Below are 23,194 nucleotides of genomic sequence, written 5' to 3'. Positions count from 1 at the left end.
CTTAAATATAATTAAGATATATCTTATTAGATTTTTGCAAAAATAGAAACTCTTCAGGATAATTATCTTATTTCATCAAATTCAAGACTATAATAATCCAAATTTTTTTTAGCTTTCCATACATCTAAAGATCCTGTCTTGATTGCATGGGTTCCATATATATCCTCTTTTTTCGATATACAATTTAGCCCTAACAAGCAATTATTAATTGCACTAGAGCTTAATTTCATAAAATAGAGGACTTTAGGATTAATACTCAATTTAGCAAGCTTCATAGCCAAAAATAATCTTTCTGCTTCATCTTCAATTTTATAAAGATCAATTGTACAGTTGCCTTTCGAATCAATTTTCACAAATGAATGAGTTTTTAATTTCTCTATAATTTTATTATCATTTATCGATTTTAAATCAGGAATCGTTACTCGATCAGCTTGCTCTAATCTCAAAATAACTCGATATTCCTGCTCGTAAATCCATTCATCACTTTTTTGTAAAAATACCTCATACAGAATCCTATCTGCTCCTTCAGCAGCTATATTCGAATAATCATAATCGAATTTGTCATTTCTATATCTCATCCCCTTTCTATAACATACAGGTTTTGGTACTCCATTAAATAATGACCATTCTTCCCCCATCGTAGAGCTGATATAAGATGTTGCTTTAAAAAGGTTCTCAAAGATAGAACGATCTTTAAAATACGATACACCTGCAACCATTCCTTTATGTTCATTCGCATAATGAGCCCACATTAATAAATTTTCTTTATTTTCTGAAAAACTTATTACACCGACATTATTCATTCGTAGTTGTACATATTTTGAATAAGAAATTCTACCAAATTCTGGATCCCATGATTCCGAATCATCAAAATTTCCAACTAACTCATCTAAACTTTTTTCACAAAATGCAGCTTCAAAAGGATCATTTAAAGCACTGAGTTGAGATAACCGAATGAATCCCTCCTCAAAGAAATTACGTGGCTGACTCATATACTTAAATAATTGCTTCAAAAGATCCCCCAGTGAAATTATCAAAATTTTCAGTAACGAATATAAATAAAAAACCCACTTTACAGTGGGTTTTTTAAATCAATCCAATCTATTACAGACGGACCAATTCCACAATTTTATCAGCAAGCTCTTCAACCGTATCTTGCGTAAAGGTAACATCTGTCCCTTCAGCTACAGTTGTAATTACTGCTATGCCTGTTTCACGAAGTAATGCCACTTCAGCAGCGTCTAAACCCGCTTTTGCAATCGCAACAATACCTTGCTGAAGCAATAAGCTTTCAAGTGCTTGTGCATTTTGCAACGCTTTGCTTGGCACTGTAATTGACGCAGGTTTTTGACCCAAACGTGCTGCACGGTCTTCTGCTGCAACAGGATTGCTGTGCGCTGACCATTCAACAGACTCTTCCACCATACCCGCACCAATCGTTACGTTATTCAAACGATCAATGAAGATAAATGAACCTGTATAACGGCTGTCTTGATAACGGTCAAATACCACTGGTGCATCAAATTCAACAGTCACATTGGCAATCGCATTCAATTCAAGATTTTCAACTTGAACTTTTTCCAAAGTATTCACATTGGTACGAAAGTTAATCGCCGTGACTTTTGCAGGAACAGTTTGTGTACCAATCTTAATGTTATATAACTTACCCAAAACCAAGGGTTGGTCTGCCATCCACACCACAGTCGCATTCACAGAACGTGAAATTAAAGGTAGCGCTTGATCAGCACGAATAAGAACGTTACCACGAGAAATATCAATTTCATCGTTTAACGTTAATGTCACCGCTTGACCTGCAACAGCAGATTCAAGGTTGCCATCATAAGTCACAATTTCTTTTACAGTTGAAGACTTACCAGACGGTAAAGCCGTCAGTTTATCGCCAACTTTAACATCACCCAAAGCGATCGTTCCGCAGAAGCCACGGAAATCAAGATTTGGACGGTTGACATATTGCACAGGGAAACGGAAATCTGCATCGCCTGAAACACGCGAAATTTCAACAGACTCTAAAGAACCCATCAAAGTTTCACCGGTGTACCACGGCGTATTGACAGACTTGTTTACCACGTTATCGCCATTCAATGCAGAAATTGGCGTAAAGATAATATTCGATGGTTTACGACCATCCAATTGCGCAACAAAACCTGCATATTCAGTCTTAATCTCATTAAAACGAGCTTCAGAGAATTCAACCAAGTCCATTTTGTTGATCGCAACAATAATGTTCTTAATACCCAGTAGGCTGGCAATAAAAGTATGACGTCGAGTCTGTGTTTGTACACCATAACGCGCATCAATCAAGATGATTGCAAGATCACAAGTTGATGCACCAGTCGCCATATTACGTGTGTATTGTTCATGGCCCGGAGTATCGGCGATGATAAACTTACGTTTTTCTGTCGAGAAATAACGATAAGCCACATCAATGGTAATACCCTGCTCACGTTCTGCTTGCAAACCATCCACAAGAAGCGCTAAGTCAGGTGCATCACCCGTCGTACCGACTTTTTTCGAGTCACGCGTTACAGCTTGCAATTGATCTTCATAGATCAATTTTGAATCATAAAGTAAACGACCAATAAGGGTTGATTTACCATCATCGACATTACCGCAGGTCAAAAAACGTAATAAGTCTTTATTTTCATGTTGTTTCAAATAGCCCAATATATCTTGGCTAATCAATTCTGATTGATGAGACATGCTCACAGCTCCACAAATTCTTTAGAAATCGTTCTTAATCCACCTTAATCCTCCTTCAGTAAAGAAGGACTTTCTATTCCCCCTCTTTAACAAAGAGGAATCAGAAGCAGATTATTAGAAGTAACCTTCTTGCTTTTTCTTTTCCATCGAGCCCGCTTCATCATGGTCAATCATACGACCTTGACGTTCTGAGCTGGTCGCCAAGAGCATTTCTTGGATGATTTCAGGCAAAGTGTCAGCAGTAGATTCAACTGCTCCAGTTAATGGATAACAACCTAAAGTACGGAAACGAACCGATTTCATTTGTGGAACTTCGCCTTCTTTCAACGGCATACGTTCATCATCCACCATAATCAATGTGCCACTACGTTCAACCACAGGACGTTCTGCCGCAAGATAGAGTGGAACCAATGGAATGCTTTCTAAGTAGATATATTGCCAGATATCCAGTTCTGTCCAATTTGATAATGGGAAAACACGAATACTTTCGCCTTTATTCACTTTACCGTTATACAAATTCCAAAGCTCAGGACGTTGGTTTTTCGGATCCCAACGATGTTTGGTATCACGGAATGAATAAACACGTTCTTTAGCCCGTGATTTTTCTTCATCACGACGCGCACCACCAAAAGCCGCATCAAAACCATATTTGTCTAAAGCTTGCTTTAGACCTTGGGTTTTCATGATATCTGTATATTTAGAACTACCATGATCGAATGGATTGATGCCTGCATCTTTCCCTTCTTTATTTTGATGGACAATCAAGTCAAAGCCATGTTTCTTCGCCATGTTGTCACGGAACGAAATCATGTCTTTAAACTTCCAACCTGTGTCAACATGCAACAGCGGGAATGGGAGTTTTGCAGGATAAAATGCTTTTAAGGCTAAATGCAGCATCACCGCCGAATCTTTACCAATGGAATAAAGCATCACCGGATTTTCAAACTCGGCAGCTACTTCACGGATGATATGAATACTCTCAGCTTCAAGCTGCTTAAGATGAGTAAGTCTTTCCTCATTTATTGACATCGACAACACCAGCTCAACTAAAACGTGTACTTATTACACTTTTAAAAATTTATATTCATTATAGTGATTTAGAACAATTTCCTTTTGCTTGTTTTGTGATATTCATATACCAAAAGATCATAAACAAAATTTTAAGACCAATCTTTCACTCAGATTTAACACTGAGTCAAATCGATTAAATCTTCAATAAGATCATAAAGCTTTAGTTCAACTTGAATCAGAATGCTTAAATTTTTCCAAAAAAAAGCCCCAGATTGATGAGGGCTTTTTTTAATAATTTTTGATTATCGTCCAAATAATATGCCATCTAAAGGAAGCTCAATACCCAGTGATAAACCACCATCACGTCCTTGACGATCAGAATCTGAGACCCAACCATTCAATTTCAGTGGAATGGTTGGTTTAATATAATGAGTCCAAGTTAGATCAAGTGCCTTAATATCATCTTCTAAAGGAAATGCACGATTTATAGGAAGATTTGATTGGTTCACTTTGGCAAATAATGCACGACCTGATAATCGGTTCATTTGATCAAAACGAATATCACCGCCAATTGAAACCATTTCACCATCGCCACCCATAGCATGTGCTAATGGATATCCATGTTGATAATAACCATCCGTGTAAATATGGTGATTATAAGAAATGCCATTTACTCGAGCATTGGTCCGTGTATCAGCCCATTCTGCATATACCTGAAAAGGTAAGTTTTTAAAAGTTGAAGAATAATCAACACCCGCTAAATACATTTTTTTTGCTGGTAATAGCCCAGCTTCATCCTCACCGACATATTGACCATAAATACTTACGGGAGTATTGAGCAAAGTTTGTAAATTTAAACGTGCATCAAAACCAGCGATTTGATTAGAAGCATTCCCTTCACCTGTGCATGTTGCATCAGCACATTCATTATCATTACCAATAAAAGCATTCCAATACGCTTTCGCACTTCCTGGCTGACCTTCACCATCTATTTGAAAAGTACGTGATGCACCTAATTCTAAATAAGGCAAAGGTTGAGCAGTTAAACGCAAACCTATTAATTTAGCATCTGGAATCGCTTGATAGTCATCAAGTTGCCCGCCAAAAGCTTGGTACTGCCAAGGTCCAATCCAAGACAACCATTTGGACTCAAATGCTTTTTGTTCTGCTCGTTGTGCTGTAAAACCATAAACGGGACGGCTGGCATCACCACGGATTAAACTACCGTCGTGCCCTGGACCCCAATACGTTGGAATTTGACCCGCAATGAGCCACTGATTCCACAACTTACCTGCAAGATAAGAGCCTTCTACATTGACCTTATGATCATTTTTAATTTGCTGATCATGCTCTGCATTAATACGCAGTTTTCCGTCCCAGTGTTCACCACCTGCATTTAATTCTAAGGATGCAACATATTGAGCTTTTTGAGGATCGCCAAATGCTTGAGGAATATTTTTTTGTTCTGTCTCTGCAAATAAGCCGACCTTAGCCATTTGATTGTCTTGATCTAATGAACTTAAAACCGAATTAATGACTTTTTGCTGTGTTTTATTACTGACTTGAGCATTAGATAATGCACGTTGAATTTCATCGCCACTCATTGGCCAAGTCGATGTACTCAGTTGAATCACGCCTTGTTGATTTAACCAATTTAAATCTGTGCGTAGATCTTGATTGTTTAACTGTAAACCTTGTGCAGTCGCTTGCTGTGTTAAAACAAGTAATAATGGAATGCACCACTTATTTTTAGAATAATTAAACATTTACAATACGTTCACAAGATGAGTCTTTGCTATTATTTGTGTTTTAATAGCACTAATCTACAAACATTACATTAACACTTTCATTAATCACACTTAACCAACAAAATTAAAACAATACGAAACAGTTCTCTTAATTCAATACATTCCATTAAACACCTTACAAATTAAATTTATTAAGGCTATTAATTCTTTTTATTTTAAATAATAGATCTCTTTCATAAGTCGAAAATGATTATTGAGTGGCCATAAATTGATAGGTAAATATCCCTTCTCCCTTTGGGAGAAGGTTAGGATGAGGGAATACTCATGATGAGTGTGTTTTATGAATAATGAGTTTCGAAAGAAGTTATATAATCTAGGTAAAAAAGCCACTTCTAAGAGTGGCTTTTGAAATGATTATCTAGAATACAAAAACTTAGATATCTTTACGGCGCATATGTGGGAATAAAATTACATCTCGAATACTGGCAGCATTAGCAAATAACATAACTAATCGATCGATACCGATCCCCTGACCCGCTGTTGGAGGCAAGCCGTACTCCAGTGCTTCCACAAAGTCAGCATCATAATGCATCGCTTCATCATCACCTGCATCTTTTTCTTCAACTTGCGCTTGGAAACGTTCTGCTTGATCGATCGGATCATTTAACTCTGAGAAACCATTGGCAAGTTCACGACCACCAATAAAGAACTCAAAGCGATCGGTAATATGCGGATTATCATCATTACGACGTGCAAGTGGTGAAGTTTCAGCAGGATATTCAGTAATGAACGTCGGTTGACGAAGTTTTGTCTCTACCGTTTCTTCAAATACGATGGTTTGAAGACGGCCTAAACCAAAACCTGGTTTTACTTTTTCTTTTAAAACAGTTTCGATGAAATTAGCCAAAAATTCACGGTCAGCTACATTTTCAGCTGTGAATTCAGGATTATGTTCTAAAATCGCATGAGCCATTGAGATTTTTTTGTATGGGCCTTTGAAGCTATAGACTTCTTCACCATAAGGAACATCGGTAGAGCCTAGAATGTCATTTGCCAGCTTTTCAAGCATATTTTCAGTCAGTTCCATCAAGTCCTTATAATCTGCATAAGCTTGATAGAATTCGATCATGGTGAATTCTGGATTGTGACGTGTAGACACACCTTCATTACGGAAGTTACGGTTAATTTCGAATACACGTTCAAAACCACCCACAACCAAGCGTTTTAAATATAGCTCAGGTGCAATACGTAAGTATAAAGGCATATCTAAAGCATTATGGTGGGTTTCAAAAGGACGCGCAGAAGCACCACCCGGAATGACATGCATCATTGGCGTTTCAACTTCCATGAAGCGTTGTTCTGTTAAGAAAGCACGAATACCTGAAACAACTTTTGCACGAATTTCAAAAGTTTTACGTGTTTCTTCGTTAACGATCAAATCTAAATAACGTTTACGATATTTTGCTTCAGTGTCTGTTAAACCATGAAATTTATCTGGAAGCGGGCGTAAAGATTTAGTCAATAATTCAAATTGTTCAATATGTACATACAAGTCGCCTTTTCCTGAACGACCGATATAACCTTCAATGGCAATAATATCGCCCAAATCAAGCGACTTAATGGTCTCTAAAGTTTCAGGAGTAAGTTCTTTACGTGCGACATAAAGTTGAATACGGCCAGTCATATCTTGAATGACGATGAAAGAACCACGGTTCAACATCACGCGACCCGCAACTTTCACATAAACATGTTCGCTTGCTTCGATTTCTTCTTTAGACTTATCTGCGAACTGCTCTTGCAAATCTTGCGCATAATGTTCACGTTTAAATGTATTTGGCCAAGGGCTTTTTCCAGCCGCTTTTGCCTGCTCTTCAATCTGCTTTAACTTGGCATGACGCTGTGCAATTAAATCGTTTTCGGAAATAGGTTGTTCAGAAGTCGATTGAGCGTTATTTTGCGTCATCACTGCCTCGTATATGTAGTAAAAAATCGGAAGGTGCATAGCATATCAGATTTAGTCGTCATTGCGCAGTAGTGTTCCCTATGGAAAACGACAATTGCAAACCCGATTGACCAGACTTTTCATCATTTCAATATCAGAAAAAAAGATTTAGTTTTAGTAGTAAGAATGATTTTTACAATTTTCTAATAATTAATAATTTTTAAATATCAATAATTTAAACAAAATTACGAGTTAATTAATTATTTAAATATCATACTTTAAAGGTTGCTTAAATTGATTATTTTTTTCTCAATCTCCTTCTAAATCACTCACTCTTAGACCAAAAGCTAAGTTCTTCTGAGCGAAATAAGATCTACTATCTTGCTTAATAAATAGTGAAACATTCCATTATTTTCAAACTTGGTTTTTTATTTTGGTTTACTCAATAATTGCGTGCATTAAAACAATGAAAATCAGTACACATAAAATACTCTTTTTACATGGATTAGATTCCTCTAGAGAGTCATCAAAATTTCAAGCGATTGTGGCGGAAAATAAATTCTGCATTAACGTGGATTATCGCAATTTAAATTATGCTGCTGTAGAGCGCTTTTATTGCGACATCATCGAAAAACTTCAGCCTTCAATTTTGGTCGGTCATAGTCTAGGTGCATATTGGGCACTCAAAATGTCGAAGCATTTTCACCTCCCTACAGTCATTACCAATCCAAGTCTAGCACCTAACTTTAATCTAGATTATCCCGCTATTTGTGAAGACGATTTGGACCATGATATTCCCCAGTTTGCTTATATTGAATTGGGTGATGAAATATTAGATATGTATCAAACCGTCGATCAATTGGAATCATTTATGCAGGTTGAAAGTATCATTGGGGGACATCATCGCTTGGCTGAGCCTGAAAAAATTAATGAGCTCATTGCCAAAATTGAAAAACATTACCTCACGATCTCTTAATTCATCTAAAATGATCGTTTATTGAATGTATTAAATAGTCTTCTTTCATAAGTTGTTTTTTTACACAACAAAATCTGGATCAGTACTCCCTCATCCTAGTCTTCTGAGAGAGAAGGCATTTTTAGTCCATTTATTGCCGCTCATTATTCTTTTCGAGTTATGAGGAAGATTTAACATTTGATGGGACATGATCTTAAGACAAATAACTCATGCAAATGATTAAGACAAATGATGAAAAAAAGTTAAGACATAAAAAACCATGCTTAAACATGGTTTTTTATCACTCTTAAATTAACTCGACTTAAGCCACATTTTGTTCAGGCATCGTCTTGTCATCTAAAACAGACCAAACATTCAAGCCTAAATCACCGTGTAAGTCAGGAAGATCTAGAAAAATACTTGCACCCAAAATAGTGTGTTGGCATTTATCCATCAACTGCTTAACGGCTTTTAAAGTACCGCCTGTGGCTAACACATCATCAACGATGATGACTTTTTGCGGTTGGATATTGGCAGACATTTCCAAACGGTCCATACCATACTCTAAACTATATCCCACACCCACTACAGGCGGCGGCAACTTACCTGCTTTACGTACGAGTAATAAGCCTTTGCCCGTAAGTTGAGCCAATAAACTCGCCAATACAAAACCACGCGCTTCAACAGCAACAAAGCTTTCCACTTCAGCCAACTGCTGTTCGGGAATGCTGGCAATGAGCGCGTCCGTTAATGGACCAATGCTATTCATAAACAAAGGTGTGAGATCAAAAAAGCAAATACCAGGTTTTGGAAAATCTTGAACCGTGCGAATATTCGACCACAAAGCCGTAAAGGAGTTGTTCATAGGAGATAAAGAATCATAAGGAATACGTGAATTTTACTGAAAATTTCAATAAAAATATAGGCAGCCTCAGCTTTTAAATGTATCCATCTTATCTAAGTTATTGTTTCTTATTAAATACAAATTTAATTTGATGTTCATTCAAAAATCAATCAAATTAACGCATACGCTCACTAAACATATTTGACTGTTATCGTAAATTTATGCATGAATATTGACTGCTGTTGATTATAAATATTGGATTTAAATTTTTAATAAATTCATATACGTTAATAATGTGTAAGTAATAAGCAATAATGTTTAGACAATAAGATGAATGATAAATATCAAGTTTATGCTTGGATTTGCCTAAATAGCATGTGTTTTGTCCTACTCAGCCATTCAGCTTCAAGATTAGTAGGTTAAACTCCCTTATTTACTTTACATTCATCATAGAACTGCGTAAAAATTTGCTGGAATATGTACATTTAAAAAGTCATATCAAATTGAGTCTATGTACAGGAAAATTTTACTGACAACTTTAAGCGGATATGTCAGTTTTTGGAGAATCAGATGAAAAAATATCAATGCATCGTTTGTGGTTGGATTTATGACGAAGCAGAAGGTTGGCCTCAAGACGGCATTACTGCTGGTACCAAATGGGATGATATTCCAGATGATTGGACTTGCCCAGATTGCGGCGTTTCTAAAGCTGATTTTGAAATGATTGAAGTCTAAATAGATGCTAAAGACCATGTCATCATGGTCTTTTTTATTTCATCATTTTTAATTTTCATCCTTTTAAGGATGCCCTGACTTTAAACAAAACCTGTTTTTAAACTAGAAATTTAGAGCTATAAAATTTAAATTATACATTGGAGCGTTGTATGCAACCTATCGTAATCATTGGTTCTGGCATGGCTGGATATACCCTCGCTAGAGAATTTCGTAAATTAAATACCGAGCAAGAGCTTGTGATGATTTGTGCTGATGATGCGGTGAATTATGCAAAACCAACTCTCTCTAATGCATTAGTTGGCAACAAAACTCCCGAACAAATTGGTTTGGGTGACGCTGAGAAAATGGCAGCTCAACTTAATTTAAGAATTGAAAAAAATACTTGGGTAAAACAGATCAATACTGAAAAAAATGAACTTCATTTAGAGACTCAAGACCAAAATTCAATTCAGCCCTATTCAAAACTTATTTTAGCAGTGGGAGCAAATCCGATTCGCTTGGCTATTTCAGGCGATGCTAGTGATGAAATTCATGTGGTTAACTCGCTCACAGACTATCGTACTTTCCGTGAAAACTTATCAAAGAGTGCAGATAAGCGCGTGGTGATTTTAGGTGCAGGATTGATTGGTTGTGAATTTGCCAATGATTTACAAAATACTGGTCATCAAGCCACTGTGATTGATTTAGCACCACAACCCTTAGGTCGTCTTCTACCTACGCATGTTGCAGAGGCATTCAAACAAAATTTACAAGAAACGGGTATTCAATTCGTTTTAGGAACGACAGTTGAAAAAGTCTCTAAGCATGCGGAACAAGGTTATATCGTGACGCTTGCCAACGGTCAAAACTTGGTTGCAGATGTCGTTCTCTCCGCAATCGGTTTACAGCCGAACATCGCATTAGCTCATGATGCAGATATTCAAACCAGTCGAGGAATCATTACCAATACTCTCATGGAAACCAATCAAGTGGATATCTATGCGCTAGGTGATTGCGCTGAAGTGAATGGCTTACTTTTACCTTATGTTATGCCACTGATGCAGCAAGCACGCGCGCTCGCAAAAACATTGAATGGTCAATCTACACCAGTTCATTACCCAGCGATGCCAGTTGCAGTTAAAACACCAGCAGCGCCATTAACAGTACTTCCAGCCCCGATCAATGTGAACGTAAACTGGGAAACAGATGATCTTGAAGATGGAATGATCGCCAAAGCGTTAGACGATGAAGGTGTATTGCGCGGTTTTGTACTGCTCGGTCCAACTGCAGGTAAACAACGTTTAACTCTCACTAAATTGGTCCCTGACTTAATTCCAGTCGCAGTTTAGCGTTAAGTAGTCATAATTTGGCGTTAAACAATCAGGGTGTTTATAAATCGGTTTTTTAAGTTCATGTTTTTAAGATCATATTTTTAAAATGAGTGTTTTAAGATCAATGAACACCCTTTTTTAGGAAAATAATAATGAATAACGCACTACAATATAATCTTTCTCCTTATGCCTCATACATGCAAGAAACCAAAGTCGATCTTGGCAATGGCATTCAGCTGCATGTTGAAATAGGAGGAGATGAAGCACATCCGAGTATTCTCCTCATTATGGGATTGGGTGCTCAATTGTTGTTTTGGCCTGATTTTTTTTGTAAATCATTGATTGATCAAGGCTTCCGAGTTATCCGTTTTGACAATCGCGATATTGGCCTATCGTCTAAAGTCCGTTATAAAGGTCCCCGACTAAACACATTAAAGCTTATGAGTCGTTTTGCGTTCGGTTTAGGGAATCAAGGCTCACCCTATGATTTATACGATATGGCGGATGATGTTGCGTTATTGATTGATCGTATGGGACTAGAAAAAACCCACATTATTGGTGCGTCAATGGGGGGCATGATTGCACAAATTTTAGCAGCGAAATATCCAGAAAAAATTGAAAAAATGGGTTTATTATTCACCAGCAATAACCAACCGCTCTTGCCACCGCCCTTTCCAAAACAATTATTTAGTTTAATTGGTAAACCTGCTTCTAATGATGAAGACGGTATTGTGAGCCATAGTTTAAAGGTGTTCCACAATATTGGATCACCAGGATATGTTAATCAAATTGAGGCAATTCAAACTGCACGAAAATTATATCGTCGTAGTTACCACCCAGCGGGTGTACTTCAACAGTTTTTAGCAATATTATGTACAGGTTCTTTACTTCAAATTGATAAACAAATTCAACAACCCACTCTTGTTGTACATGGATCAAAAGATCGATTACTCCCTGCAAGTCATGGTAGAGCTGTTTCGAAAGCGATTTCAGGCTCGACATTTGAATTAATTGAAGGAATGGGGCATGATATTCCTGCACATTTCATCCCACATCTATGTGGATTATTTGCAAAACATTTTAAATGATAAAAACTAGGACACTATGGCTGCATTACCATCCCTAAGACAGCTGTCATATTTGGTGACACTGTCTGAAACGCTGCACTTTACTGAAGCAGCTCGTCGCTCATTCGTAACCCAGTCTACCCTCTCGGGTGGCATCATGGAACTTGAGCGTTTATTGGGTGGCGTACTCGTTGAACGTGATCGCCAAAATGTCCGTTTGACCCCGCTCGGCGAACAAGTCGTCGCTCGCGCCCGTGTCCTACTTGCGGATGCTCAGGATCTTATGCGCCTCAGCCGAGAAATGAGTGAACCTTTAACAGGTGATTTACATCTCGGCATTATTCCAACGATTGCACCTTTTATTTTGTCGCGTTTACTTGAAGAAGTGCATAAAGAATTACCTAAAATTCAATTACATCTGCATGAAGCTCAAAGTGAACATCTAGTTGAAAAGCTTGAACATGGTAATTTAGACATGATCATGCTAGCGCTTCCATTTGATACACGCGGTTTGAAAGTTGCGGAAGTAGCAAAAGAAAGTTTATTTTTGGTTGCCCATAAGGCTGATCAAAAGAGTGCTCAGGCAAAGACTTTAGATGATTTAGATTTGTCTCAGTTAATGCTTCTTGAAGAAGGCCATTGCTTACGTGATCACACCTTGAGTGTATGTCCAATCGGTGATCGTAAGAATGATCATCGCTTAAAAGCAAGCTCTCTCCCGACATTGGTTGAAATGGTCAGCTCAAATCTTGGATTTACATTGCTACCGCAAATTGCTGTAAATTCGAATATGTTAAAAAACAACGAGCAAATCAGCGTACGCTCTGTTGAAAATGCGCCTTCTCGAGTTTTGGCTCTGATAACGCGTAAAAGCACACCGCTACAAAGCGAATTTGATGTGTTATTACAGATTCTACAGCGTGTAACAGCAAGTCTATGTTAATGCATCGCTGATTCTATACCGTTAAAAATAAGGAGCCTTAAGGCTCCTTATTTTTTTAAATTGATTCAAAAATATGGGTTATTTAATGGCTTCTAATAGAACCTGCTGCGCGTTATGAGGAGTATCGCCTTCAGCCATTTCAACACGATGCCAAGTTCCATCACCATTCAACAGCCAAGCTTGCTGATTGTCTTTTAAGTAATTGAGCAATCCCAACTCATGAATATGTTTCTTCAGGGCTGGTTCTTCTACTGGGAAACATGCTTCTACACGATTAAATAGATTACGATCCATCCAGTCAGCGCTCGAACAATACAATCTTGAATTACCAGCATTACCAAAATAATAAACACGCGTATGTTCTAAGAAACGACCCACGATAGAACGTACTCTAATATTTTCAGAAAGATTTGGCAGACCTGGACGTAAACAACAAATAGAACGAATGATGAGATCTATTTGTACCCCTGCTTGTGAAGCTTCGTAGAGTTTATTGATTAATTGCACTTCGGTAAGCGCATTCACTTTCACAATGATTTGTGCAGGTTTACCCGCTTTCGCATGCGCTATTTCATCATCGATAAATGAAATCAATTGTGTATGCAAGGTAAATGGAGCATGAAGTAATTTTTTTAACTTCGCCATTTTCCCCATGCCTGTAAGCTCTTGAAAAATACGATGTACATCTTCACACAAATCTTTGTCTGTGGTGAGCAAACCATAATCTGTATAAATACGCGCATTACCCGCATGGTAATTCCCTGTCCCTAAATGTACATAACGAACTAACTTATTATTTTCACGGCGTACCACCAGAATCATTTTGGCATGTGTTTTATAACCGACAATACCGTACACCACCACTGCACCTGCTTCTTGCAGAACATTGGCAACTTCAATATTGGATTCTTCATCAAATCGAGCACGTAACTCAATAACCGCAGTCACCTCTTTACCATTACGTGCGGCTTCAGCCAACACTTGAACAATTTCAGATTCAGGGCCACTACGATATAAGGTTTGTTTAATCGCCAAAACCTGTGGATCACGTGCTGCCTCGCGCAACAAATTAATCACTGGAGCAAAAGATTCAAACGGATGATGCAGTAAAATATCTTGCTTTTTCATCGCAGAAAAAACGTTTTCTGCTTTTTTCAAAGCTTTTGGAATGACGGGTGTATGAGAATCATAGCGTAAATGTGGGCGCTTAAAATTCGTCAATAAACGTGCCAAATTCACTGGACCTTCAACTTTATAAAGTTGATCAACTTCTAGATCAAACTCATTCAGCAAATAGTCATAAATATGCTTTGGACAATTTTCAGTGACTTCTAAACGCACTGCTCGACCAAAACGGCGAGAATTCAGTTCGCCTTTCAATGCTTTGGCCAAATCCTCTACATCTTCATTCAATGCCAGATCCGCATTACGTGTCACGCGGAATTGATGGCACCCTGTTGCTGTCATTCCAGGGAATAAATCTGAAATATGTTCATGAATAATGGCAGACAGCATGACATGGTGATCTTTCCCTTCTGTTAGCTCATCAGGAAGTCGAACAACACGTGGTAAAGAGCGAGGCGCAGGAACAACGGCCAAGTCAATCTGACGACCAAATGCATCTTTTCCTTCCAGAGTCACTATAAAGTTCAGACTCTTATTCACCAAGCGTGGAAAAGGATGGGCTGGATCAAGACTAATTGGTGTAAGTACTGGGGCAACTTGTTCTTGAAAATATTTTTTTACCCACTGGGATTGCGCAGGAGTTAATTCGCCACGACGTAGAAAACAGATATCTGCTTCACGCAGTTTCGGAAAAATCTCTTCATTTAAAATACGGTATTGACGTTCTATAGCGGCATGCGTCGTTTTGGCAATGGCTTCAAGCACTTGCTTAGGTGTTAAGCCATCTGGACTGCGGCTTTCATTGCCCAGTTCAATTTGCTCAATCATTCCCGCCACACGAATTTCAAAAAATTCATCGATATTGCGGGAGAAAATAAGTAAGAAATTCATTCGCTCAATCAGCGGATGTAAAGGATCAACTGCTTGTTCTAAAACACGCAGGTGAAAATCCAAAATTGACAGTTCGCGATTGATATAGCGTTCATTATAAGTATATTGAATAGGAGTATTGGGAACCGCGGTATTCATACCACAACCTGCATGTTAATAATCTTTCTTAAGTATGCTTCATATTTGTGACAATTTTATAAAAAGTCAAAAAATTAATTTCAACTTTTTATAAAATTTATTACATTGAGTTTTTTCTTTGCAAAATCAAAGAAATTTACTCAAATTATCTCTTATTGCTTAGCATTGATTAGAGAAAATTGTAGCAGCAAATTAGGGGATTTGAGTTGAGCGCATATAACGCAACACCGTCCTTTTTTTATTTAAGACTCTTCGATCATTACGATTGTTTTGATAATATTTTGGATTTGGAAGAATGGCTGCCAAAAATGCAGCTTGCTCACGATTCAAGCTTTCTGCAGTTTTGCCGAAATAATGTTTTGAAGCGGCCTCAACTCCAAATATATGATCTCCAAATTCAACTGAGTTCATGTACACCTCAAGAATGCGCTGTTTCGACCACATTCGTTCCATCATGACTGTCGCAACTGCTTCTTGACCCTTACGTAAAAACGATCGCTTATTGAATAAAAATAAATTTTTAGACAACTGCTGGGAAATGGTCGAGCCTCCTGCCACCACTTGCTCATTTTCACGGTTACGTTCTAAAGCAAATTTAATGCCTTCAATATCAAAACCTTGATGCTGTGTAAATTTTGCATCTTCAGCGGCCACAATCGCATGTTTTAAGTTATCGCTAATTTGATCGTAGTCGCGCCATTGGTGTTGAATCGGTATAGACGAATTCGTCCAATACGTCCAGCGCATCAACATCGTGGTATCAACGGAGTGAGTACGCCACCACACCAAACTTGAAAAAATCCACAATTGAATTACAAGGATAATACTGACAATAATCAACAAAGTCCGAACAATAAAGGCTTTCATGTCAGTGTGTTACTCCTGCTCATTGGGAATGTCATGCGATGCTCAATCATTTATAATAGAAAATAGAATACAAATACAGGTCTGAAATGCAACCTCCACAGTTTATAAAGTCACAAAGAGATCCGATCGGCAGAGTCACCTTGTTGTTGATTATCATCAATGTCGGTTTATTTGCTTGGCAAATTTTCTCAGGTGTAAGCGTATCCAATCCAGCAACGATGGATGCTATTCGTTGGGGAGCTGATTATGCACCTCTTACTTATCTAGAGGAACCCATTCGAATCTTCACCAGCACTTTTTTTCATTTCGGCTTAGTTCATTTGATGTTGAACATGTGGGCGCTGTATATTTTTGGTAATGTGGCAGAAAAAACCTTTGGCTCATTTTATTTTTTTGGCTTGTATTTATTAGCAGGCATCATGGGTAGTCTGCTCAGCGGTTATATTGACATTCGCAATACTTATGAGCTTCTGAGTAGCTTTGACCCAAGTTTGCTGCCACGAGTCTCTGCTGGCGCATCTGGTGCGGTCATGGGACTCGGTGGTGCGCTGGCTGCACTCTCTTTACTTCCTCCGCTACCGCAGCAAAAATTTATTCTTGATGGTAAATCTTTACTGATCATTTTGGCCTTGAACTTGGGTATGGGATTCATGATTCCTGGCATCAACAATGCTGCACATATAGGCGGTATGTTGATGGGCGCAGTCCTTGCTCTATTGTGGTATATGTTGAGCAAATTCAATCAAGGCCAGCTGAGCAAAATCATCATTTTACTCGTAGGCTTTGTTGCAACATATCTCACTTATCAATATTGTCTGAGTTTAGTCCAACCCATTCAGCCACTTTGGTTCGAAATGCTTAAACAAAGTAAAAACCAATTGGGGTTCTAATCCAATTGGTTCTTTAATGTTAGATTTGATTCAGGACCATATTTGATTCAGGGCCATATTCGATTCAGGGCCATATTCGACTCAAATGTATATTGAATTCAAGTTCACTGAATGCGATTAACTCATCTCTCTTAAACTCTGTAAGGGCGGGATCTCACTGAGATAACTCAATCGATAACGTCCGATCAAGGCACATAAGAGCATCATGATGATCGGTAAAATAAACCAAATTTCCCAATGCGCTTGTATGGCTAAACCCATGCGATAACTTGCAATAGCACTAATGACTTCAGCAAATAAGCACGACACAATTCCCGCGATAAGGCCAATAAAACCAATTTCCAAAGTCATCATATTTTTTAACTGGGCTTTCGAGCTACCAAAAGAGCGCATTAAAGCCACTTCACTTTTACGTTCATCCATCAGCAAGTTAATGCAGGCGATGAGCACTAAAAAGCCCGATAAGCTGACTAAAACCGCCAAGACCGTAATGATCTGCACCAGTACGTTCACCAAGTTTTTAATTTCTTGCAAAATCAATGAAACATCAATAAATACTGTATTTGAAAATTGTTGAATCAGACTCACCAATTTTCCTTTTTCTTGTGGTGGGACGTAAAAACTCCCCAAATAACTGCCCGCATTTTCATCCATGCTATTTGCTGCAAAAATGAAGAAAAAGTTAGGACTAAAGCTTTCCCATTCAACCGTTCTGAGATTGACCACTTTGGCTTGTAGCTCCCCTTCAGGCAAACTAAAGGTCAATTGATCTCCGATACTGATTCCAAGCTCTTCAGCCAATTTAGACTCGACTGATACTTCACCCGCTTTAAGCAAAGGCGCTGCCCCTGAAACAATAACATTATCTTTTGGATATTCATTGGATTGGGTTAAATTCAACTCACGGCGCAAAGAATTGTTTTGCTTAATCATCTCTGCTGAAAAAGGCTGACCATTGTGTGCAATCAAACGACCCTTAATATTCGGATATAAAGGAGTTCCAACCCATTTATTGGTTTCAATCTGCTGTCTGAACTGCTCGACTTCAAAAGGTGGTAGTCCATAAACAAACTGATTTGGCGTACCTTCAGGTAACTGTTGTTGCCATCTTTCGAGTAAGTCCGTACGCAACACCGCCAACACAGTAATTAGACTTAGACCTAAAGCCAATGCCGTGATTTGCAATGCAGTTTGTGACGGCGTGCGGATATAGCCCGACCATTTATTTTTAAGTGCTTTAAGTCCCCTTAACACGAACCAGACTAAGCTATACAGTACCGCACTCAACAATATAATTGCGCCAATAACCAGCGTACTCAGCATGATATTTTCAGTCAGCACCAAGCTAAAAACAATCAAACTCAGGATGCCCATCGCAAACATGACGAACATCGAACGCGCTGATTTTTCTTGTTGACGAATCACTCGAATTGGCGGGGTATTCAATAATTGCCATAAGCTCGGAAGGACAAAACCGAACAACACCATTGCACTGGTAAAAATCGCAATCGGCAATGGCCCAAGTAGCATATCCCACAGAGCAAACGTCAATTCTAAGTTTGGAATCAGCTCTAACATGAGCTGCAAAAGCGCATAACCTAGACCCAAGCCCAAGATACTTCCGATGATCATCGCAATCGCAATCACGGCGCATAGGAGTGCAATATAGGTCATAAAAATATGATTTTTCTTAGCGCCCATGCAACGCATTAAGGCAATATGATCTTGATTCTGCTGTACATAGCGCTCACTGGTTAATGCGATCGCAATCCCACACAGTAAAATGGTCAAGATATTCGCCAATTGTAAAAAGGTATCTAAGTTTTCAATTGGCTTCATCAAACGGGTATTGGCATCACTGGCTGTTCTTAAGGTTAAACTCGATTGCTCCTGCTCTGCAATTGGCCCCGTTTCATCAGCTAAATTTGAATCCGTTTCTGAAGGCTTTTTAAGTTGCTTAAAGTACTGCTCAAATGCTTGAATCTGCTCTGGCTCTCCGGCCATTAATAACCGATAATCAATACGACTCCCAGGCTGTATCGCATTGGTTTTGGCAATATCTTGCTGCGAGATAATAACCGTCGGAGAAAAAGCAGAGAAACCTAACTCTTGGTTAGAATCCTGCTCAATCACAGCACTCACTGTAAATACGCCATCCGCTATATTTAAAGTCTCACCGAGTTTAACTTTCAGTAACTCCATTGCCCTTGCGCTGAGCCAAACTTCACCAGATTGAATCTGCGCAGATTTAGGCGACACTTCTAGCGTTCCACGCAAAGGAAATGTCGGTTCAATTGCTTTAACATTGACCATTACAAATGCATCATCTGTATGCGCCATCGAACCAAATACAGTCACTTGAGACTGCTTTAAGGAAAGCTCAGATGCTTTTTCTTGCCACTGCGTTTCTAAAGGATAATTATCCTTCAATACCAAATCTGCAGCCTGCATCTTTGCTGCTTGTAATGACACAGCCTGTTGAATCTGATCGTTGCTAAATTTTAAAGCGGTAGTTGCACTAATGGCTAAACTTAGCGCAATAATCAGCAAATAAATTCCTGTAGAGCCAAAACTTTGTCTAAGCAATGGCTTGAACAAGGCCATCATAACAGCGCCTCAACTTGTGCAGCATGCTCAAAAAGTGCACCCTCTTTCAATTCAAAATGACGTTGGCATTTCGCTGCCAATTCTGGATCATGCGTTACCAACACTAAGGTTGTCCCGAGTTCTCGATTTAATTGAAACAGCAATTGTTCAATTTCTTCGGCGGTGTCACCATCCAAATTTCCCGTCGGTTCATCCGCAAAAATAATTTTAGGATCGCTAACTAAAGCACGTGCAATGGCAACTCGTTGTTGCTCACCTCCAGACAAAACTTTAGGCGTTTGACTACTTTGACGTTCCAAGCCAACTTTTTTGAGTAGGGCTAAGGCTTTTTTTTCAGCATTTGCGTAGGAAAAATCGGATTGCAATCTGAGCGGCAACATCACATTTTCAAGTGCTGTTAATGATGGGAGTAACTGAAAAGATTGAAAAACAAAGCCAATATGTTTTAAACGTACCAATGCTCGTTGCTCTTCATTTAAAGCATGTATCGGTTCACCATGCACAAATAGCTCACCCGATGAGGCTTGATCCAAAGTGGCTAAAATACCGAGAAGTGTTGATTTTCCTGAACCTGAACGCCCAGTAATCGCGACCTGTTCACCTGCGTATATATCCAGATCGAGCTGTTCAAAAATGGTTAACTTTTTTTGCTGTAATTGAATACTTTGTGTAAGTTTTCGTGCAGAAATAATCACCTGTGGCATGATGGATGTAGTCGAATCTATTGGAACCATAGAAAACCTTTATGCAAAATAAGCAAACTGAAAAAATATTTAATCTCAAAATCTTAAAGAAATTTGGTCAATATTTTATATGTAGCACAATCTTGCTTTTACCAAGTACAGTTTTTGCAAAAACCATTTTAATTTTAGGTGACAGTTTAAGTGCAGGTTATGGTGTGACGACTCAGGAAGGTTGGGTCAATCTGTTGCAACAACGTCTTAATCAGCAATATCCTAAACAACATCAGGTTATTAACGCCAGTGTCAGTGGTGAAACCACAAGTGGCGCGTTGGCCAGATTGCCTAAATTATTGCAAACACATAAGCCAAATATTGTTGTGATTGAATTGGGAGGCAATGATGCGCTACGTGGCCAGCCACCCAAAATGATTCAGCAAAATTTAGCAAAACTCATTCAGGACAGTCAAAAAAGTCAAGCGACTGTTGTACTATTCGGTATGAAGATTCCGCCGAATTATGGTACTGCTTACAGCAAAGCTTTTGAAAACAATTACAAAGTGCTTAGCCAGCAATATAAAGTTAAGTTATTGCCTTTCTTTATGCAAGATGTAGCAGGTGTTAAACAATTCATGCAAAAAGATTTAATTCACCCCAATGCCGCTGCTCAAAAAACACTGTTAAACAATGCTTATCCCTATATAAAAGGCGCTTTATAAGCGCCTTTTAAAGTGTAAATTAAATTCGATATTTAGAAATCGAAGAACAGCACTTCGCCTGTTTCCAAAGAATATTCTGCTCCTACAACGATGAGCTCACCTTTAGCGATAAAGCTCTCTAAAACCGCAGAGCCATGACGAAGCTGATTCACAGAAGCAAATACATTTGAACGCACAGCATGACAAGATAATTTTTTCAGGTCATTTTTCAACTCTGTTTGCATTAAAATTTCAACCGATGGTCGAACACGATTTACAATCGACATCAGGTTTGCAGAAGGTGGTTGATCTGGATTACGCAAAGCTTCTATCGTAGAGTCGATGGCACCGCAATGTGTATGTCCCAATACGATCACCACAGGACAGGCAAAACTGTCTACTGCAAATTCAACACTGCCTACTTGCGACGGCGCAACAATATTCCCTGCCACCCGAATCACAAAGAGATCTCCTAAACCCTGATCAAAAACCATTTCAGCAGGTACACGAGAGTCTGAACATCCCAGAATGATAGCAAAAGGTTCTTGTGTCTCGGCCATTTGTGCGCGTTCATGGTGAGTCAACAATTTTTGATGTTTGGTCTCTCCTTTCACAAAACGCTGATTACCTTTTTTTAAACGTTCTAAAGCTTCGACTGCTGTAAGCATGATCTATCCGTGGTCTATAAAGGATTTAAGAGATTTTAATACTGTGTATTTTGAATGTCACTGATAAAATTTAAACTCTGTAACAATTTTTGTGAATTGCGAAAAATGACATCTATGTTATTTTTTTTGTTTGATTTCGCCTTAAACATTCGTTTTATAAAGTGTTTTAAAAATTAATGTGATTGAGTTGTTTTATCTTAAAGCCAATAGTGCGTCAAAAGTAATCAATTTTAGTTATCAGACAGATGCTGTCACGATTTTCAAGATGAATAATCCATAAGCTCTCCCTATAATACCCAGCAACTTTTTTGGATCAGCATGAATGTATTTTTTCCAGCTCCCTGCTTTTGTTAAGTTTATGACCACGGCTGTTTTGGCAATCAGTCTAAGTGGCTTCATGTTGTTTCAATCATCACATGCATCTAATCCAGTTGAATTTGTCGATTATCAAAAAGTTTTACAAGAAGAGCGCGCATGGGCAGGTTTAAGTACTAAAACCTTAAGAGTGGGTGATGTGGTTTGGAGCTATAGCGAAGGTGGACAAGCCAATAAACCGACATTATTGTTAATTCATGGCATTGGCAATAGTCGAGATACGTGGAATCTAGTCGCTCATCAGTTATCTAAGCAATATCATGTGATTATCCCAGACCTTCCTGGTAGCGGAAACACCAAAACTGCTAAAAATTTTGAAATGACTTTACCCCATATCACTGAACAATTACGCAGGTTTGTAGAAACAGCCAATATTCAAAACAATCTACACATTGCGGGACATTCAGTGGGTGGTTCAATCGCTTTACTGTATGCATCTAAATACAATTTTGATACCGAAAGTCTATTTTTAATCAGTGCTGGCGGCTTATTTAAACACAACCAAACCTCATATTTGAACAATCCTGCTTATCTAAAACAATTGGTGGTTGCTCAGCCAGGGGATTTAAATTTTGTCATGAACAAAATTATGTACAATCCACCTTTTATCCCGTCAGTGATCAAAAAGCAGCAAGAAAAACTGATGATCTCTCACTCTTTAGACACAGCAAAATTGATCACTCATCTGCTTGATATGAATAAACTCTATTCAATCAATACTTTTGCCGCTATGCTGAAAAATATTGAAGCCCCGACTTTTATTCTATGGGGTAAGCAAGATCAGATCGTGAATGTTGAGGTCGCAACAGATTTAAAGACATCTCTAAAACATGCACGTCAACCAGTGATTTTGGATCAGGTGGGTCATTTACCCATCATAGAAGCACCTGAACGCGTGACTCAACATTATATTGAGTTTTTAAATACGCTAAAGCTTGAGCAACCCACTCAACCTAAACCTTAGGTTTATAGAGATATA

Annotated in this window: 19 protein-coding genes; 8 read left to right on the top strand and 11 right to left on the bottom strand. The window is 38.4% G+C overall.

Features of this window, described 5'->3' with window-relative positions; genetic code table 11:
- Positions 1-62: 62 nt before the first annotated feature.
- The 5 genes from V5M36_RS03820 to lysS all read right to left on the bottom strand — a co-directional run bounded on the left by V5M36_RS03820 (position 63) and on the right by lysS (position 7,443).
- The gene (locus tag V5M36_RS03820) at positions 63-992 is read right to left on the bottom strand and encodes a DUF2971 domain-containing protein (RefSeq protein ID WP_338562189.1); all 930 of its coding nucleotides are present in this window, start codon (positions 990-992) and stop codon (positions 63-65) included.
- A 112-nt stretch (positions 993-1,104) separates the two neighbouring features.
- Positions 1,105-2,721: a sulfate adenylyltransferase subunit CysN gene (cysN, locus tag V5M36_RS03815; protein WP_338562187.1), complete on the bottom strand. Its 1,617-nt coding sequence runs from the start codon at positions 2,719-2,721 to the stop codon at positions 1,105-1,107.
- A gap of 114 nt (positions 2,722-2,835) precedes the next feature.
- Positions 2,836-3,744, bottom strand: coding sequence for a sulfate adenylyltransferase subunit CysD (gene cysD / locus V5M36_RS03810; protein ID WP_338564016.1), 909 nt, complete (start codon positions 3,742-3,744; stop codon positions 2,836-2,838).
- Between the two features lie 290 nt (positions 3,745-4,034).
- Positions 4,035-5,498 (bottom strand): capsule assembly Wzi family protein, encoded by a 1,464-nt coding sequence (locus V5M36_RS03805; protein WP_338562185.1) that lies wholly within the window; start codon positions 5,496-5,498, stop codon positions 4,035-4,037.
- A gap of 415 nt (positions 5,499-5,913) precedes the next feature.
- On the bottom strand, positions 5,914-7,443 hold the full coding sequence (lysS, locus tag V5M36_RS03800; protein WP_338562183.1) for a lysine--tRNA ligase: 1,530 nt from the start codon (positions 7,441-7,443) through the stop codon (positions 5,914-5,916).
- Between the two features lie 445 nt (positions 7,444-7,888).
- On the opposite strand from lysS, the gene V5M36_RS03795 reads away from it, so the two are divergent.
- Positions 7,889-8,398: a YqiA/YcfP family alpha/beta fold hydrolase gene (locus V5M36_RS03795; RefSeq protein WP_338562180.1), complete on the top strand. Its 510-nt coding sequence runs from the start codon at positions 7,889-7,891 to the stop codon at positions 8,396-8,398.
- Positions 8,399-8,699: 301 nt separating this feature from the next.
- On the opposite strand, the gene V5M36_RS03790 is transcribed toward V5M36_RS03795, so the two are convergent.
- Positions 8,700-9,242, bottom strand: a complete 543-nt coding sequence (locus tag V5M36_RS03790; protein WP_338562178.1) for an adenine phosphoribosyltransferase — start codon at positions 9,240-9,242, stop codon at positions 8,700-8,702.
- Between the two features lie 549 nt (positions 9,243-9,791).
- On the opposite strand from V5M36_RS03790, the gene rubA reads away from it, so the two are divergent.
- From rubA to oxyR, 4 genes are all read left to right on the top strand, one after another.
- Positions 9,792-9,956 carry a rubredoxin RubA gene (rubA, locus tag V5M36_RS03785; protein WP_338562176.1) on the top strand — a complete coding sequence of 55 codons (165 nt, stop codon included), beginning with the start codon at positions 9,792-9,794 and terminating at the stop codon, positions 9,954-9,956.
- A 149-nt stretch (positions 9,957-10,105) separates the two neighbouring features.
- Positions 10,106-11,284, top strand: coding sequence for an NAD(P)/FAD-dependent oxidoreductase (locus V5M36_RS03780; protein WP_338562174.1), 1,179 nt, complete (start codon positions 10,106-10,108; stop codon positions 11,282-11,284).
- Between the two features lie 134 nt (positions 11,285-11,418).
- Positions 11,419-12,354 (top strand): alpha/beta fold hydrolase, encoded by a 936-nt coding sequence (locus V5M36_RS03775; RefSeq protein ID WP_338562172.1) that lies wholly within the window; start codon positions 11,419-11,421, stop codon positions 12,352-12,354.
- Positions 12,355-12,370: 16 nt separating this feature from the next.
- Positions 12,371-13,276 carry a LysR family transcriptional regulator OxyR gene (gene oxyR / locus V5M36_RS03770; protein WP_338562170.1) on the top strand — a complete coding sequence of 302 codons (906 nt, stop codon included), beginning with the start codon at positions 12,371-12,373 and terminating at the stop codon, positions 13,274-13,276.
- Between the two features lie 78 nt (positions 13,277-13,354).
- On the opposite strand, the gene ppk1 is transcribed toward oxyR, so the two are convergent.
- Together ppk1 and mtgA are read right to left on the bottom strand one after the other, a co-directional pair.
- Positions 13,355-15,430 carry a polyphosphate kinase 1 gene (ppk1, locus tag V5M36_RS03765; protein WP_338562168.1) on the bottom strand — a complete coding sequence of 692 codons (2,076 nt, stop codon included), beginning with the start codon at positions 15,428-15,430 and terminating at the stop codon, positions 13,355-13,357.
- 192 nt (positions 15,431-15,622) lie between these two features.
- The gene (gene mtgA / locus V5M36_RS03760) at positions 15,623-16,297 is read right to left on the bottom strand and encodes a monofunctional biosynthetic peptidoglycan transglycosylase (protein ID WP_338562166.1); all 675 of its coding nucleotides are present in this window, start codon (positions 16,295-16,297) and stop codon (positions 15,623-15,625) included.
- A gap of 86 nt (positions 16,298-16,383) precedes the next feature.
- On the opposite strand from mtgA, the gene V5M36_RS03755 reads away from it, so the two are divergent.
- Positions 16,384-17,187, top strand: a complete 804-nt coding sequence (locus V5M36_RS03755; RefSeq protein WP_338562164.1) for a rhomboid family intramembrane serine protease — start codon at positions 16,384-16,386, stop codon at positions 17,185-17,187.
- A gap of 117 nt (positions 17,188-17,304) precedes the next feature.
- Here the strand turns inward: V5M36_RS03755 and V5M36_RS03750 are convergent, their stop codons facing one another.
- Both V5M36_RS03750 and V5M36_RS03745 read right to left on the bottom strand, forming a co-directional pair.
- Positions 17,305-19,794 (bottom strand): ABC transporter permease, encoded by a 2,490-nt coding sequence (locus V5M36_RS03750; protein WP_338562162.1) that lies wholly within the window; start codon positions 19,792-19,794, stop codon positions 17,305-17,307.
- Positions 19,791-20,528, bottom strand: coding sequence for an ABC transporter ATP-binding protein (locus V5M36_RS03745; RefSeq protein WP_338562160.1), 738 nt, complete (start codon positions 20,526-20,528; stop codon positions 19,791-19,793). Before V5M36_RS03745 ends, V5M36_RS03750 begins: the two co-directional genes overlap by 4 nt.
- Before the next feature lie 11 nt (positions 20,529-20,539).
- Between V5M36_RS03745 and V5M36_RS03740 the strand changes: the two genes are divergently transcribed.
- On the top strand, positions 20,540-21,193 hold the full coding sequence (locus tag V5M36_RS03740) for an arylesterase (protein ID WP_338562158.1): 654 nt from the start codon (positions 20,540-20,542) through the stop codon (positions 21,191-21,193).
- Positions 21,194-21,225: 32 nt separating this feature from the next.
- Here V5M36_RS03740 and V5M36_RS03735 read toward each other — a convergent pair whose 3' ends face one another.
- Positions 21,226-21,840 (bottom strand): carbonic anhydrase, encoded by a 615-nt coding sequence (locus V5M36_RS03735; RefSeq protein ID WP_338562156.1) that lies wholly within the window; start codon positions 21,838-21,840, stop codon positions 21,226-21,228.
- 322 nt (positions 21,841-22,162) lie between these two features.
- Between V5M36_RS03735 and V5M36_RS03730 the strand changes: the two genes are divergently transcribed.
- Positions 22,163-23,179: an alpha/beta fold hydrolase gene (locus tag V5M36_RS03730; RefSeq protein ID WP_338562153.1), complete on the top strand. Its 1,017-nt coding sequence runs from the start codon at positions 22,163-22,165 to the stop codon at positions 23,177-23,179.
- Positions 23,180-23,194: the final 15 nt, after the last annotated feature.

The sequence above is a fragment of the Acinetobacter sp. KS-LM10 genome, assembly GCF_036896575.1.
Lineage (GTDB): Bacteria > Pseudomonadota > Gammaproteobacteria > Pseudomonadales > Moraxellaceae > Acinetobacter > Acinetobacter avistercoris.
The sequence above is the reverse complement of the archived record's forward strand: the minus strand, read 5'-3'. Positions and strand labels throughout refer to the sequence as shown.